Origin of the sequence: Kitasatospora sp. NPDC091207 (genome assembly GCF_044768625.1) — a bacterium.
Lineage (GTDB): Bacteria > Actinomycetota > Actinomycetes > Streptomycetales > Streptomycetaceae > Kitasatospora.
Map to the genome: position 1 here is coordinate 106621 of NZ_JBIVVS010000021.1, position 14644 is coordinate 121264.

General features: G+C 74.7%; 13 protein-coding genes. 6 read left to right on the forward strand and 7 right to left on the reverse strand.

Features of this window, described 5'->3' with window-relative positions; genetic code table 11:
* Nucleotide 1: 1 nt before the first annotated feature.
* Complete coding sequence (locus ACIQTO_RS28860) at nt 2-883, forward strand: aldo/keto reductase (RefSeq protein ID WP_402393913.1); 882 nt, start codon at nt 2-4, stop codon at nt 881-883.
* Between the two features lie 112 nt (nt 884-995).
* Here ACIQTO_RS28860 and ACIQTO_RS28865 read toward each other — a convergent pair whose 3' ends face one another.
* The gene (locus ACIQTO_RS28865) at nt 996-1220 is read right to left on the reverse strand and encodes a hypothetical protein (protein ID WP_402393916.1); all 225 of its coding nucleotides are present in this window, start codon (nt 1218-1220) and stop codon (nt 996-998) included.
* A 424-nt stretch (nt 1221-1644) separates the two neighbouring features.
* On the opposite strand from ACIQTO_RS28865, the gene ACIQTO_RS28870 reads away from it, so the two are divergent.
* A complete protein-coding gene (locus ACIQTO_RS28870) occupies nt 1645-3807 on the forward strand; it encodes a glycoside hydrolase family 27 protein (protein ID WP_402393918.1) in 2163 nt (720 codons plus the stop codon).
* Nucleotides 3808-3860: 53 nt separating this feature from the next.
* On the opposite strand, the gene ACIQTO_RS28875 is transcribed toward ACIQTO_RS28870, so the two are convergent.
* Together ACIQTO_RS28875 and ACIQTO_RS28880 are read right to left on the reverse strand one after the other, a co-directional pair.
* On the reverse strand, nt 3861-4739 hold the full coding sequence (locus tag ACIQTO_RS28875) for a carbohydrate kinase family protein (RefSeq protein WP_402393921.1): 879 nt from the start codon (nt 4737-4739) through the stop codon (nt 3861-3863).
* 4 nt (nt 4740-4743) lie between these two features.
* Nucleotides 4744-5670, reverse strand: a complete 927-nt coding sequence (locus tag ACIQTO_RS28880; protein WP_402393924.1) for a pseudouridine-5'-phosphate glycosidase — start codon at nt 5668-5670, stop codon at nt 4744-4746.
* 117 nt (nt 5671-5787) lie between these two features.
* On the opposite strand from ACIQTO_RS28880, the gene ACIQTO_RS28885 reads away from it, so the two are divergent.
* On the forward strand, nt 5788-6693 hold the full coding sequence (locus tag ACIQTO_RS28885) for a LysR family transcriptional regulator (RefSeq protein ID WP_402393927.1): 906 nt from the start codon (nt 5788-5790) through the stop codon (nt 6691-6693).
* 22 nt (nt 6694-6715) lie between these two features.
* Here the strand turns inward: ACIQTO_RS28885 and ACIQTO_RS28890 are convergent, their stop codons facing one another.
* Nucleotides 6716-8251 (reverse strand): S8 family serine peptidase, encoded by a 1536-nt coding sequence (locus ACIQTO_RS28890; protein ID WP_402393929.1) that lies wholly within the window; start codon nt 8249-8251, stop codon nt 6716-6718.
* Between the two features lie 91 nt (nt 8252-8342).
* On the opposite strand from ACIQTO_RS28890, the gene ACIQTO_RS28895 reads away from it, so the two are divergent.
* Nucleotides 8343-8954, forward strand: a complete 612-nt coding sequence (locus ACIQTO_RS28895) for a PPOX class F420-dependent oxidoreductase (RefSeq protein WP_402393932.1) — start codon at nt 8343-8345, stop codon at nt 8952-8954.
* A gap of 258 nt (nt 8955-9212) precedes the next feature.
* Nucleotides 9213-9509 carry a hypothetical protein gene (locus tag ACIQTO_RS28900; protein WP_402393935.1) on the forward strand — a complete coding sequence of 99 codons (297 nt, stop codon included), beginning with the start codon at nt 9213-9215 and terminating at the stop codon, nt 9507-9509.
* A 68-nt stretch (nt 9510-9577) separates the two neighbouring features.
* On the opposite strand, the gene ACIQTO_RS28905 is transcribed toward ACIQTO_RS28900, so the two are convergent.
* Both ACIQTO_RS28905 and ACIQTO_RS28910 read right to left on the reverse strand, forming a co-directional pair.
* Complete coding sequence (locus ACIQTO_RS28905) at nt 9578-10957, reverse strand: phospholipase (RefSeq protein ID WP_402393938.1); 1380 nt, start codon at nt 10955-10957, stop codon at nt 9578-9580.
* Nucleotides 10888-11451 carry a hypothetical protein gene (locus ACIQTO_RS28910; RefSeq protein ID WP_402393940.1) on the reverse strand — a complete coding sequence of 188 codons (564 nt, stop codon included), beginning with the start codon at nt 11449-11451 and terminating at the stop codon, nt 10888-10890. The genes ACIQTO_RS28905 and ACIQTO_RS28910 overlap by 70 nt, the downstream gene beginning before the upstream one ends.
* Nucleotides 11452-11773: 322 nt before the next feature.
* Here ACIQTO_RS28910 and ACIQTO_RS28915 point away from each other — a divergent pair, with 322 nt between their 5' ends.
* Nucleotides 11774-12640: a hypothetical protein gene (locus ACIQTO_RS28915; protein ID WP_402393943.1), complete on the forward strand. Its 867-nt coding sequence runs from the start codon at nt 11774-11776 to the stop codon at nt 12638-12640.
* Nucleotides 12641-12905: 265 nt separating this feature from the next.
* Here ACIQTO_RS28915 and pgm read toward each other — a convergent pair whose 3' ends face one another.
* Nucleotides 12906-14555, reverse strand: a complete 1650-nt coding sequence (pgm, locus tag ACIQTO_RS28920; protein WP_402393945.1) for a phosphoglucomutase (alpha-D-glucose-1,6-bisphosphate-dependent) — start codon at nt 14553-14555, stop codon at nt 12906-12908.
* Nucleotides 14556-14644: the final 89 nt, after the last annotated feature.

Consider the following 14644-nt stretch of genomic DNA (forward strand, 5'->3'; position numbering starts at 1 on the left):
CATGCGGCAGCGTCTCATCGGCGGCACGGCCGTCGGCGCGATCGGCCTGGGCGCGATGCCGCTCTCGGTGGAGGGCCGCCCGGACGGGACGGCCGCCCTGACCACCCTGCACGCCGCGCTCGACGCCGGGGTCACCCTGGTCGACACCGCCGACTCCTACCACTGGCACGCCGGCGAAGTCGGCCACAACGAACGGCTGGTGGCCCGCGCCCTGGCGGCCCGGCCGGCCGCGGACCGGGCCGCCGTCCTGGTCGCCACCAAGGGCGGGCGCGGCCGGCCCGGTGACGGCTCATGGACGGTCGACGGCCGCCCGGAGCGGTTGCGGCAGGCCTGCGAGGACTCGCTGCGGCGGCTGGGCGTCGAGGCGATCGGCCTCTACCAACTGCACAAGCCCGACCCCGGGGTGCCGTGGGCCGAGTCGGTGGGCGCCCTGCGGGAGTTGCTGGACGCCGGGAAGATCCGGGCCGCGGGCGTCTCCAACGTCGACGAGGGGCAGATCCTGACGGCCCGGGACATCCTGGGCGACGGCCTGGTCTCGGTACAGAACCGGTTCTCCCCGGCCGTCCGCACGGCCGAACGGGAGCTGCGGCTCAGCGAGCGGCTGGGGCTGGCCTTCCTGCCGTGGAGTCCGCTGGGCGGACTGTCGCGCAGTGTCCTGGACGACCCCGCGGACGGCCCCGTCGCGTCCGGCGCGTTCCACCGGATCGCGGCCGAGCGCGGTATCTCGCCCCAACAGGTCGGCCTGGCCTGGCTGCTCGCCCTGTCCCCCGCCGTGGTCCCGATCCCGGGCGCCCGTCGCGCCGCCAGCATCCGTGACTCCGCCGCGGCCGCCGACCTCGTCCTCGACGCGGACGAACTCGCGGCGCTCGCCCAGCCGTTGTGACCACCCGAGCGGCCGGGGCGTCCCGCCCCGCGCCACGCCCGTGAGCCGTGACGCCACCGCGGTCCCGCGCCTGGGGATCGGAACCGCGGCGGCCGGGCCCGGGCCGTGGAGTTCAGGACGTGCCGGCGGCCGGCGCCGCGTCCGGCCGGACGGCGCAGGCGGCGCCGACGCCGCCCTGGCCGAGCAGCAGGGAACCGCCGACCAGCGTGCCCAGCACACCCCGGCAGACGGCGGCCTCCTGGGGCGTCTTCGGCCCCTCGGCGGCAGCCGGCTGCGCCGCCAACAGCGGCGCGGACAGCAGCAGGACGGCACCGGCCGCCCGGACCACGGACGTCACCGAAGCCGACGTCGACGGAGACTTCGACGTCGGCTTCGACAGCGACGTGGACAGCGACTTCGAGCTGAGCGGGAACATGGGTCGGCCTTTCGGGTCGGCGATGGACGAGCCATCCCTATCCGACCGGCCGGGCGCGCTGCCGGACTCTCCGCCGTCCGTGGGCGTGTCAGCCGCCGCTGCCCACCGGCCCGACCCGCGACCCTCGGCCCGGCCGGAGATGACGCGACGTCACGATCCCGGCGACCACGGCCCGGTGACTCGCCGAAGCCGGGCGGTCGCCCCGCCGGCCGGCCCCGTGGTCCCGCCCGGCCCGGTGTCCGTGCGTCGGCGGTGAGCGTCGAAGGCCACGCGGCGGTGCCCGCCGGCGTACGAACCTCCTGATGGAATGGGGCCGCTGTGGAGATGTGAGCAGAGGGAGGACACCGTGAATCCGATCCGCGGACTGCGGACGCTCGGCACCACGATGGCGCTGGCCGTGACCCTGACCGCCGTACCGGCCGCGCTGCTGGTCGGCAGCGCGCCGCAGGCGCACGCCCTCGACAACGGCCTGGCGCTGACGCCCCCGATGGGGTGGAACGGCTGGAACGCGTTCAAGTGCGACGTCGACGAGGCGAAGGTGCGGAAGACCGCCGACATCCTGGTCTCCTCGGGCCTGCGGGACGCCGGGTACCAGTACGTGAACCTCGACGACTGCTGGATGCGGTCGGCGACCGGCTTCGACGACCCGACCGGGGGCCGGGACGCCGCGGGCCGGCTGCAACCCGACCCGGTGAAGTTCCCGAACGGCATCGACGGCCTGGCCCGGTACGTCCACGCCAAGGGCCTCAAGCTCGGGATCTACGAGAGCGCGGGCTGGCGCACCTGCGCGTTCCCCGCCGTGCCGGACACCGACCGCTACTTCCCCGGCAGCATGGGCCACGAGGCCGTCGACGCCCAGACCTTCGCGGACTGGGGCGTCGACCTGGTGAAGTACGACAACTGCGGCAACTTCTCCAAGCCGCACGACCCCTCGGTGAGCGGCAAGGACTGGGCGTCCCGGTTCCCGGTGATGGGCCGGGCGTTGAAGGACACCGGCCGCCCGATCGTCTACAGCCTCTGCTCACCGACCGAGCCGAACGTCGGCATCGCCCCGCAGGTCGGGAACATGTGGCGGACGTCCAAGGACATCGCGCCCACCTGGTCGATGCCGGCCGACAGCGACTACGGCTCGCTGCTGCAGAACTACCACGCGAACGTGAACCTCGCCGCCTCGGCGGGCCCCGGCGCGTGGAACGACCCCGACATGCTGGAGATCGGCACCACGACCGAACACGGCACCCTCACCCCCGACGAGGCGCGCTCCCAGTTCAGCCTCTGGGCCGTGATGGCCGCGCCGCTGATCGCCGGGACCGATCTGCGCGACGCCGCCCCCGAGACCCTGGCCGTCTACGGCAACCGCGACGTGATCGCGGTCGACCAGGACCCACTGGGCAGACAGGGCGTGCCGGTGCCCTCCTCGCCCGGGACCTCGGTGACGGCCAAGCCGCTGGCGAACGGCGACGTGGCGGTGACGCTGTTCAACGAGAGCGGGACGACGAGGACCATCGCCACCACCACCTCGGACCTCGGCCTGCCGGCCTCACCGTCCTTCCGCCTGAACGACCTGTGGACGCACACCACCAGCACCACCGACGGGGTCGTCTCCGCCACCGTGCCCCCGCACGCCACCGTGATGTACCGGGTGTCGCCCGTCGTACCGGGCAAGGTCGCGCTGCAGCTGGCGGACCGCGGCGGGGCGATGTCCGCCCAGGTCGGCGACCTCGCCACCGGGGGTTTCGCCCCGCGGTGGACGCACCCGGACGGCGCCGGCCTGACCGGTCTGACCAGCGTCTCCGTCGGGACCCTGGTGCACGTCTACGGCGTGGCGGGCGGCCGGGTGTTCGGTGAGGACCTGGACTCCGTCACCGGTAGCTGGAGCGGCTGGCAGGAAGTCCCCGGAGGCGGCACCGGGGTCCGGGACATCACCGCGAGTGTCGTCGGCAACGTGGTGCAGCTGCTGATCGCGGGCTGGGACGGCTCGCTCTGGCTCCAGCACGGCGACTACGCCGCCGGGCACTTCGACGCCGGGTGGACCATGCTCGACAACGCCCCGCTGTCCAGGCTGACCAGTGTCGCGGCCGGCACCCGGGTGCACGTCTACGCCATCGCGCTGGGCCGCGTCTACGGCGGCGACCTGGACGCCACCACCGGCGCCTTCGGCGGCTGGGCACAGATCCCCGGCGGTGCGACAGGGGCCGCGGACCTCACCGCGAGCCTCGTCGAGGACGTCGTCCACCTGGAGATCGTCGGCGGCGACGGGAGCATGTTCGGCCAGCGCGGCGACTACGGCGCCGGCCGCTTCGACCCGGCCTGGACGCAGCTGCCGGGCAGCGGCCTCGGCGCGCTGACCAGCGTCGCCGCCGGTACGCGCGTGCACGTCTACGGCACCGCGGGAGGGCAGGCCTACCACTGCGAGCTGGACACCGTCACCGGCCGGTGGGCCGACTGGACCCGGATCCCGGGCGACGCCGCCGACCCCGCCGATCTGACGGCGGCGGCCTTCGCCTGACGCGGTGACCGCCCGGGAGGGGCCGGTGTGTCCCTCCCGTCGGTGGTCCGGGGTCACCCCTCGCCGAAGGAGGCTTCCGGTGAGGCCAGCACCTTCGCCGCGCACCGGTGACCGCGCTCGGCGGCCTCCCGCGGGCCGGCGCCGGACAGGTGGGCGGCGAGGAAGCCGGCGGCGAACGCGTCCCCGGCGCCGGTGAGGTCGCGGACCTCGCCGACCGGCGGGACGGGCACCGCGAAGGGTGCCCGCCCGGGCACGTCGACGGTGGTCGCCGCCGCCCCGGCCTTGGTGACGACCGTGGTGGCCGCCAGCCGGGCGCGCTCCGGCCCGGGACGGCCGTCCACCAGGAGTCCGAGGAACGCGGCCTCCTCCCGGTTCGCGAACAGCAGCGTGGGCGCCAACCCGGCCGCCAGGGCGAGGAAGCGCTCGCGGCCGAACCCGGTGAGCATGCCCGTCGAGGAGGCGTCCAGTGAGGTGCCGCCGCCCGCGCGGCGCACCCGCCGCAGGGCATCGACCGCCGTACTGCCGACCGGCTCCCCGTCGAAGGAGTAGGCGGGCACGTGCAGATGGGCCAGCCCGGCGAGCCACTCGTCCGGCACCGCGTCCAGCAGCGTGGCCGCGCCCCGGTCGGGGAGCATCGTCCGCTCGCCGGCGTCGTCGATGAGGACGACGATGCTGCCCGTCTGCCCCTTCCTCATGACCCGGACGTCGACGCCGTGGCCGGCCAGTTCGGCGACCACACCGTCCCCCGCCGGGTCGTCGCCGACGCAGCCGATGAACCGCGCGGGCCACTGGCCGGCCGCGAAGCCCGCGACGTTCGCCGCGCTGCCGCCGCGCCGCCGGAAGACCCGGGCCGTGGAGTCGGTGCCGTGCCGCAGCGGCCCGTCGACCCAGACGACGACGTCTTCGACGAGGTCGCCGAGTACCCCGAGCACCGGCCTACGCCTCGTTCCGCAGCGCGGCCAGGGCGGTGGCGATCCGGCCGCCGAGCCGGACGTTGCCCCGGTAGACCGCGACGTTGACGTCCAGGCTGCGGCCCCCGGTGTCGCGCTGGATGAAGTCGAGGAGGAACGGCGTCGAGGCGTTGCCGGTGATGCCCCGGCGTTCGGCCTCGGCCCAGGCCCTGGTCAGCAACGCGTCCAGCTCCTGGGGCGGCAGTTGCTCGGCCGGGTCCACCGGATTGGCGATCAGCACGGCCTGGGGCAGCTCCAGGCCGTCCCGGGCCGCGATGACCCGCGCGGCCTCCTCGGGGGAGTCCACCCGGTAGGCGATCTCGTGCCCGGAGTCGGTGACGTAGAAGCCGGGGTACTTGCGCGTCCGGTAGCCGATGACCGGGATGTTGAGCGTCTCGAAGCGTTCCAGGGTGGCCCGGATGTCCAGGATCGACTTCACCCCCGCGCTGATCACGGTGACGGGCGTGGCGGCCAGTGTGGTCATGTCGGCCGACTCGTCGAAGCTCTCCGCCGCGCCGAAGTGCACGCCGCCGAGCCCTCCGGTGGAGAAGACCCGGATCCCCGCCCGGTGGGCGAGGAAGGCGGTCGCCGCGACGGTCGTCCCGCCGTGCCGGCCCAGCGCGGCGACCACCGGCAGGTCGCGCAGGCTCGCCTTGTCCAGGTCGTCCGACTCGGACAGCTCCCTGATCTGGTCGGCGCCGAGCCCCACCGTGGGCACCCCGGCGAAGACGCCGATCGTCGCCGGGACGACCCCGGCGGCCCGCAGCCGCTCCTCCGCCTCCAGCGCCACCTCCAGGTTGCGGGGGCGCGGCAGCCCGTGCGTGAAGATGGTCGACTCCAGCGCGACGACGGGGGTCCCGTCGGCGACGGCCCGGGCGACGTCGTCGGAGATGCGGATGGGCAGTCCGGTCATGGGAAGCACGAGCTCTCTGTCGGATGCCACCACGATGTGGCAACGTGCCGGTCAGCCTAGGGATCGTTCGCATCGGGATCCAGAATGAGTAACGGGCCTTCCCATAGGCTCCCGGCTATGGGATTCACCTTGCGTCAACTCGAAGTCTTCCTGGCGGTGGCCGACGGTCTGCACTTCGGCCGGGCCGCCGAGCGCCTGCACATCTCGCAGCCGACGGTCAGCCAGGAGGTCGCCCGGCTGGAGCGGGCGGTCGGCGTCGAGCTCTTCGACCGCAGCCGCCGGGCGGTCGCCCTCACCACGGCGGGCGAGGTGATGGCCACCGAGAGCGCCCGGCTCCTCGCCGGGGCCGACGCCCTGCTCGCCCGGGTGCGGCTGCACGAGGAGTCGCGGACGCGCACGGCCCGGATCGTCGCCTCCCCCAGCGTCATGAACCGGCTGCTGCCCGCCGTGGTCAGCCGCGCCGAGCGCGAACTGCCCGCGCTGGAGACGGCCGAGGTCTCCGTCGACACCGGCCGTGTCTCGTCGACGCTGGCCGCCGAACTCGCCGACATCGGCCTCGGCCGCTTCCTGGACGACGTGCCCGGCTACCGGCGGGAGACGATCGCCGACGAGCCCGTCCGGGTGGCGCTCAGCCGCGGCCACCCGCTCGCCGGGCGCGGCGCCGTCCGCCTGGACGAGCTGCGGGACCTCCCGCTCCTGCTCTGGCCCCGGGAGCAGCACCCGCGCTACTACGACCACGTCCTCGGCCTCTGCGCGGAGCGCGGCGTCGAGCCGCCGGTGCTGGTCAGCCCGCCGCGCATCGTCGGCTCACGGCTCTATCTGCTGTCCCAGAACCGCGCGTTCTCGCTCGTCCCCCGCTCGATAGCCGGGCACCTCACCGAGGAGGTGGTCACCGTGCGGCTCGCCGACCGGGCCACCCTGCCGCTGGAGATGCAGTGGCGGACGGACGACGACCGGCCCCGGCTCGCCGCGCTGCGCGAGCTGATCCGCCAGGAGGCGGCGGGCACGCTCCGGGACACCTGAGCGCGCCCGCCCGCACGGGCCGTCAGAACCGCAGGGCCCAGCTGTCGATCGTCCCGGTCCAGTAGCCGAAGAGGTCGGTGACCCGCAGCCGCCAGACGCCGTTGGCGGTGCTCGCCGAGGCGTCGGCACCGAAGATCCCGGTGATCGCCGGGGCGCCGTCCCAGATCTTCTCCTCACGCAGCAGCGACACCGCGCCGTTCGGCGCCACCAGCTCGACCCGCAGGTCGCCGCGCCACGCGTACGCGATGTCGAGCCGGACCTCCAGGTCCTTCGGCGCCTTGCCGGGCACCCCGGAGACGGTGATCGGGGACTCGTGGACGCCCACCGCGTCGATCGGCACCGGGGTGGAACTGGTGAACTGCGTGCGCGGCCGGGCCGGGACGGACCCGGTGTAGAGCAGCCGGTCGGGCGAGCCGGGCCCCGCGTCGACCACCGAACCGGTGGTGGCCGCACCGGTCAGCACCGCGGCCACCTGGGCGGGCGTGGCGGCCGGGTGGTCCGCCAGGTAGAGCGCGGCGGCGCCCGCCACGTGCGGGGCCGCCATCGACGTGCCCGACATGTCGAGGCCGATCCCGCCGTAGTCGTTCCAGTTCTGGGTGGACGTGATGTCCACCCCCGGTGCGAAGAGGTCCACCAGCGGACCGTAGTTGGAGAACCAGGCCCGCTGGTCGTCCAGGTCGGTGGCGCCGACGGTGAGCGCGGTGGGCACCCGCCCGGGCGAGTGGGCGTCCGCGTCGACGCCGTCGTTGCCGGCCGCCACCACGTAGGTGAGGCCGGTGGCGATCGAGTGGGCCACGGCGGCGTCCAGCACCGGATCCGGATCGCCGCCGAGGCTTAGATTGACCACGGCGGGCTTCACGGCGTTCCGCGTCACCCAGTCCAGACCCGCCACGACCTGCTCGGTGGTGCCGTAGCCGTCGTCGTCCAGGACCCGCACCGAGACGATCTTCGCGTTCTTCGCGACCCCGAACGTACTGCTGGCCACCGTCCCGGCCACGTGCGTGCCGTGCCCGTAGCCGTCCGGCGCCTCGTTGTCCCCGTCGATGGCGTCGTACCCGTAGGACGCCCGCCCGTCGAACTCCTCCTGGGTGATCCGCACCCCGGTGTCGACGATGTACGCCGTGACCCCGCGCCCGCCCGAGTCCGGGGAGGCGTACTGGTGGTCGTACGGCTGCCGGCGCTGGTCGATCCGGTCCAGCCCCCACGACTGCGGATCGGGCTGGACCGCGTCCACCCGCAGGCGCCGGTTCTGCGAGACCAGGGCGACCGACGGGTCCGCGGCCAGCCGCCGCGCCTGACGCTCGGTGAGCTCGGCGGAGAAGCCGTTCAACGCCGCGTCGTACGTCCGCCGGACGGTGCCGCCGTAGGCACGGGTGAGCGCCGTCGCACCGCTCGCGATCGAACCGCTGCCGCCGGCCGGTGCCTTCAGCACGACGAGGTAGCTGCCCGGAACGGCGCTCCCCGGCCGGGCCTCCCGCACCACCCCCTCCGGCGCGGCCGCCGACGCGGGCAGCACCCCGCCGGCGCCGAGCGACAGCGCCGTGACGACACCGAACACGGCGCAGACACGACGAAGACCTTGCCTCGGGCCCATGGGCCCACCCCCTCCGACACTCCCGGAGGGAAAAGCCTGAGGTGTCGTCAAGTCGATGACAAGACAGGAACGTTGGTGGTTTCGACCGATACCGGGAGGCGCCGGACCGCATCCGCGGGCCGAGCAGGCCGGTCCCTGCGGCCGCACCGCACCGACTCGCCCGGCGCGCTGGACCCTTGACCTCAAGTCCGCTTCACCCTCTACGGTCGGCGCGGTACCCGACGCTACCGAACGGAGCGCAACAGTCACGGTCTTCACCCCCGAGGAGCGCGCCTACCTCTCCGGTCAGGCACTCGGCCGACTGGCCACCAGTGGCCCGCGGGGAGCACCCCAGGTCCGGCCGGTGGGCTTCCGGCTCAACGAGGACGGCACGATCGACATCGGCGGGCCCCGGATGGCCGCCAGCCAGAAGTACCGCAACGCCGCCCGCGACCCCCGGGTCTCCTTCCTCGTCGACGACCTGACACCGGCCGACGCCCCGGACGCGCCCGCGCCGGGGTGGGGCCGGGGCGTGGAGATCCGCGGCCGCGCCGAACCGCTGACCGTCGACGTCCCGCCGGTGTCCCCGGACACCTTCGCCCACGAGATCCTCCGGATCCACCCCGAACGGGTCATCAGCTGGGACCTGGCGGCCCGGGGCAGCACCGCCCGCGACGTGACCGGCTGACCGGCGGGGCTCCGGCGTTCTGCTGCTCTGCCGGCCCGCCCTTGCGCCGTTCCGCCGTTCCGGAGCAGGGTTGTGCCGGTGCCCCGGGGGGCTCACTGTCCTGAGACACCGCCACTGCGTCGCCACCGCACCGCCACCGGCTCGCGCCACCGCTCGCGCCACGGCGGAGGCGTCCGGAGGGGGCGCGCACCACGGGGTTCGCCACCGAAAAGAGGGCGTCGACCAGAACTGGCCGGGTGGCCGGAATGTTGCACCTGCGTGAACCGGCTCCACAGACTCTGGCACCACGCAACCCACCGCACCGACCTGACCTGCACCGCCGTCCTGCGCGGCGGCCGCACCCTGGCGGCCGCCGTCGAACGGCTCGACAACCGTGTCATCGCCGCGCTGCGAAGGCGGGTCCGCCCGCTCACCGCCCGGCTGACCGCCCGGCTGCGTCGGGCGGCCGCCGCCAACTGCGGTGACGCGCTGAGCCGTCACCTCCCCTGCCGGGCCCGGGACCGCGCCCAGGAGCGGTGGGGCGACGACGAGCTCGGGCGCCGGGACGCCGGCTGACCTTTCGGGGTCACGACGCCCCGACCCCCGACCCCCGGCCCCCGGCCGCACCGCGGCGGGCCCGGCGCTCAGGCCCGGCAGAGCCCGGTCGACCAGTCGACGGTCGCGGCGGCCTGCGAGTACGTCCACTGCGGTGCCAGCAGGTCGCGGTCCAGCTGGGCCGCGGCGCCCTTGTCCTCGACGAGGTAGCCGAAGTCCTGCAGCCAGGCCGGGTACAGGTTCTTCGAGCCGATGTAGAACGCCGAGCCGTCGACCGCGACCAGCTTGTGGTGCAGCGCGTACGGGTGCCCGTCCGCCCAGGTGGCGGTCGGCGCCGCGCGGAAGGAGGCGAGCTGGAGGTTGCCACAGAGCGCGGCGCCGGCGACCGCCGGGTCGCCGGTCAGGGTGGTCAGCCGGGCGCGCAGCACGTCGGAGACCTCGGAGAGCGACTTGATCTGCGAGTAGCCCCCGCTGCCGACCGTGCCCCGGTTGGCCGGGTCGCTGACCACGATCCGCACCTTGACCCCGGCGGCGAGCTTGGCCGCCAGCAGGTCGTACAGCCGGGCGTCGTAGCGCGGCAGCGGCGGGCAGGTGCCGTTCATGTCCTGCTGGGAGATCTCGATGTGGTCGCGGGCGCTGCCGACGAGCGCGCGCAGGGCGTTCTCCTCGGGGTTGACCGTCTCGTAGTCCCGGTCGGCGTTGGTGTTGTCGTGCAGCGCGAGCGGACCGCACTGGGTCTGGGCCACTCCGGCGACCGGTCCGGGCCGGTAGGCCGAGGCGGGGTCGGCGGCCTTGATGCCGACGCCCAAGCCGCCGACGGCGATGACCGGGACGGTGCCGGTGGCGGGCGCCGCGGGGTTGAGTTCCCGCTCCATCGAGGGCCGGCAGGCGCCGCCGTCCGAGGAGGCGAACCACGCGTTGTCGAACACGCCGGTGCGGCCGCAGGTCCACTCCCACAGGGTGTCCAGGTAGCGCGCGGCCGAGGTGGCGGCCGGGCCGGTCAGGGCGAGGTCGACGTCCGAGACCGGGTGCGCGGTGTCGAGGTAGTCGTCCTTCCACCCGTTGATGCCACCGGCGATCACGCTGCGGCCGTCGACCACCAGCAGCTTGGAGTGGTTCCAGGACAGCGCCGTGCGCGAGGTGGTCATCGAGGCGACGTTCAGGGTCACCGAGCCGGCCGCGGGGCCGAGCTTGGCGAGCAGCTCGTCGCGGTAGCGCGAGGGCAGGATGTTCGCGTTGTAGAGCGGCGCCGCCCCGACCAGGATCCGGACCTGGAGGCGGTGGCCGGCGGCGGCCGAGGCCTTGAGCCCGTCCACCAGCCCGTCCTGGAAGCCGCCGTTGGGGAACGGTGCCAGGGTGGAGACGTCGACCGTCCGGGTGGCGGCGGCGACGTCCGCCCTCATCCGGGCGAGCAGCGCGAAGACGCGGAGCGGGAGGCCGGACCAGCCGGCCTCCCGCTCCGCAACCACTCCCCGTGGCCCGCGGCCGGACGCCCTCCGCGGGTGGCGGCGAAGTCGCGGACGGCGCGGAAGTCGGCCGGCGTGAGCTGCTCGCCCTGCTGGTCGGTGCGGCCGTTCATGGACGAGACGCCGGTGTGGCGCCAGGCCTTGTCGTCGTCCCAGTCGTAGGCGGCGGCGACGCGGGTGCCCCGGCGGTCGGCGCACGCGGAGTCGCCCCAGCAGCCGGGCGTCTGGAGCAGCCAGCCGGCCGGATCGTCGGTGGCGGAGGTCAGCGCGTTGCCCTCGGTGCGCTCCCAGACCGAGCCCTCCAGGCCGGGCGACACCTCGCGCAGCGCGCGCTCGACCGCGTCGAGGTGGGCCGTCCCGCTGTCGGCGCCGGCTCCCTCCGCGGGGGCCGCGTGGGCCGACGGGGGCGGAACGGCGGCGAACAGGGCGGTGGCGGCGACGACGGCCAGGGCCGATCGCACGAGGCGGCCGGACCGGTGGGACCAGGGGAGGTGCACGTGAGGTTCCTTCAGGAAGCGGCGGGTGGGTTCACCCGTGGGACGACCTGAGATTACCCAATAGTAACTTCACGTCCAATTGCACATGACAATCAGTCACCGGGCCGGAAACAGACCTGCCGTTCGACCCCCGCCGATCGGCCGACGCGACGTCAGGACGACGGCCGCGGGAGCGGTCGGACCTCCCGGCCCGACGATGCGCCGGGACGTCCGGGGCCGTCCAGGATGTCCGGGCGTCCGGGCGGGTGACGGCGACGGCGAGCCGCACCGCCCGACCGGCGAGCCGGGCGCCCGGCCGACCCCCGGTCCGTACCGTCGGCCCATGTCCCTCGGCCTGCTCGCGGCACTCCTGGCCGCGCTCCTCACCGGCTCGGCCACCGTCCTCCAGGCGGTGGGCGCGCGCCGCGCCGCGGTCGGTCACGAGCCGGGCGAGGCCGCCGCGCTGGCCGGGGCGTTCCGCGAGTGGCCGTTCCTGGTGGGCGTCGGAATGGACATGCTCGGGTTCGCCGCCGAACTGGTCGCCCTGGAGCGGCTGCCGCTCTACGTGGTCGAGGCCGCCCTGGCCTCCGCGCTCGCCGTCACCGCCGTCGGAGCGGCCCGGGTGCTGCGGATCCGGCTGCGCCGCAGCGAGTGGGTCGGGGTGGCGTCGGTCTGCGCCGGGCTCTGCGTCCTCGCCCTCACCGCCGGGCACGACGGCAGCGGGACGGGCGATCCGCCACTGCGGCTGGGAGTGCTGCTGGCCTCCCTCGCCCTGACGGCCGTGGGGTGGGCGGTGGTCCACCTCGCCGGTGCGCGCCGGGCCCCGCTGCTGGGCCTGGTGGCCGGCCTTCAGTTCGGCGTGGTGGGCGTCGCGGTGCGGGTGCTGCCGGAGCCGCGGCTGCCGCACCTGCTCGGCGAGCCGTCGGCGTACGCGATCGCCGTCGCCGGGCTCGGCGGCTTCACCGCGCTGACCTGGGCCATGCAGAGCGGCTCGGTCACCGCCGCGACGGCGGCGATGGTGCTCGGCGAGACCCTCGGCCCGGCCGTCGTCGGGGTGCTCGTGCTCGGTGACCGCACCCGCCACGACGCGACGCCGCTCGCCGTCGCCGGCTTCGCCGCCGCGATCGTGGGCGCACTGACCCTGGCACGCTTCGGCGACGCCGAACAGCCCGCCCCGGCCACCGGAGACCACGCCCGAACGGCGCCTTGATTCCCCGTCGTTCCCTTGCCGCCGAACGGATGTGACGATTCGTCATGTCCGTACCCCGCGCCCCGGGAGCGACCGTGGGGTGACGGGTGCGGGGTCGATCGGTCACGGCGCGGTTCTCCCGACCGGGACGCCCCCGTCACGCTCTGGTGCGCCGTCCCGCCACGCCCGCCCCGGTGAGCGGAGCCGCCGGCAGGCACCCGGCGACGGGTCCGGGCCCGGGCGGCGGACCTGCGCCCGCCGCCCGGGCCCGACCCGCGACGGGGTGTCAGACCGCCGGCCCGGCGAGGACCTCGTTGACCAGTTCGCGCGCCTCGGCCTGGACCCGGGCGAGGTGGTCGGCGCCGTGGAAGGACTCCGCGTAGATCTTGTAGACGTCCTCGGTGCCCGACGGACGGGCCGCGAACCAGGCGTTCTCGGTGCAGACCTTGATCCCGCCGATCGCCGCGCCGTTGCCCGGCGCCGCGGTGAGGACGGCGGTGACCGGCTCGCCGGCCAGGTCACCGGCGCGGACCTGCTCCGGCGACAGCCGGGCCAGCAGGGCCTTCTGCTCCCGGTCGGCCGGGGCGTCCACCCGGGCGTAGGCGGGGGCGCCGAACCGGCCGGTGAGGTCGCGGTAGTACTCGCTGGGCGTGCGGCCGGTCACGGCGGTGATCTCCGAGGCCAGCAGGGCCAGCAGGATGCCGTCCTTGTCGGTGGTCCACACCCCGCCGTCCCGGCGCAGGAAGGACGCCCCGGCCGACTCCTCGCCGCCGAACGCGATCGAGCCCTCCAGCAGCCCGTCGACGAACCACTTGAAGCCGACCGGCACCTCCAGCAGCTCGCGCTTGAGGTCGCCCGCGACCCGGTCCAGCATCGACGAGGACACCAGCGTCTTGCCGACGGCCGCGTCCGCCGGCCAGTCGGCGCGGTGACGGTAGAGGTAGTCGACGGCGACCGCCAGGTAGTGGTTAGGGTTCATCAGGCCGCCGTCCGGGGTGACGATGCCGTGGCGGTCGGCGTCCGCGTCGTTGCCGGTGGCGATCGCGAACTGGTCCCGGCGCTCGATCAGCGAGGCCATCGCGGCCGGTGAGGAGCAGTCCATCCGGATCTTGCCGTCCCAGTCCAGCGTCATGAAGCGCCAGGTGGGGTCGGTGACCGGGTTGACGACGGTCAGGTCCAGGCGGTGCGTCTCGGCGATCCGGCCCCAGTAGGCGACGGAGGCGCCGCCCAGCGGGTCCGCGCCGATGCGCAGGCCCGACGCCCGCACCGCGTCGAGGTCGAGCACCGAGACCAGGTCCTCGGTGTAGGCGGTGAGGTAGTCGTGGCGGCCGGTGGTCGCGGCGGTCAGGGCGCGCGCGTAGGGCACCCGCTTGACGCCCCGCAGGCCGTCCCGGATCAGCTCGTTGGCGCGGTCCTGGATCCAGCCGGTGGCCTCCGAACCGGCCGGGCCGCCGCTCGGCGGGTTGTACTTGAAGCCGCCGTCGCGCGGCGGGTTGTGAGAGGGCGTCACCACGATGCCGTCGGCCAGCGCCTGCGGGTGGCGCCGGTTGTGGGCCAGGATCGCGTGCGAGACCGCCGGAGTGGGGGTGTAGCCGTCGGCGCTGTCCAGCAGGACGCTGACGCCGTTGGCCGCCAGGACCTCGACGGCGGTGGCCTGGGCCGGCTCGGACAGGGCGTGGGTGTCCGCGCCCAGGAACAGCGGACCGGTGATGCCCCGGGCCGCCCGGTACTCGCAGATCGCCTGCGTGGTGGCGGCGATGTGGTCCTCGTTGAACGCGGCGTCCAGCGAGGAGCCCCGGTGCCCCGAGGTGCCGAACGCCACCCGCTGGCCCGGCTCCTCCGGATCCGGGTGCAGCGTGTAGTACGCCGTCACCAACCGCGCCACGTCCACCAGGTCGTCCGGCTGCGCCTGCTGCCCGGCCCGTGCGTGTGCCATCGTCTCTCCCACCAGTGTTCCTCGCCGTGCGCCGGCCACGCGGCCCGGCGCTTCCTTGCCCCGTGCTCACCGATCGTAGCCAGCGCGCG

Coding starts and splice junctions, on each gene's coding strand:
- ACIQTO_RS28860 (WP_402393913.1), top strand. CDS start 2: ATGCGGCAGCGTCTCATCGGCGGCACGGCCGTCGGCGCGATCGGCCTG.
- ACIQTO_RS28880 (WP_402393924.1), bottom strand. CDS start 5,670: ATGACCGGACTGCCCATCCGCATCTCCGACGACGTCGCCCGGGCCGTC.
- ACIQTO_RS28885 (WP_402393927.1), top strand. CDS start 5,788: ATGGGATTCACCTTGCGTCAACTCGAAGTCTTCCTGGCGGTGGCCGAC.
- ACIQTO_RS28895 (WP_402393932.1), top strand. CDS start 8,343: ATGACAAGACAGGAACGTTGGTGGTTTCGACCGATACCGGGAGGCGCC.
- ACIQTO_RS28915 (WP_402393943.1), top strand. CDS start 11,774: ATGTCCCTCGGCCTGCTCGCGGCACTCCTGGCCGCGCTCCTCACCGGC.
- pgm (WP_402393945.1), bottom strand. CDS start 14,555: ATGGCACACGCACGGGCCGGGCAGCAGGCGCAGCCGGACGACCTGGTG.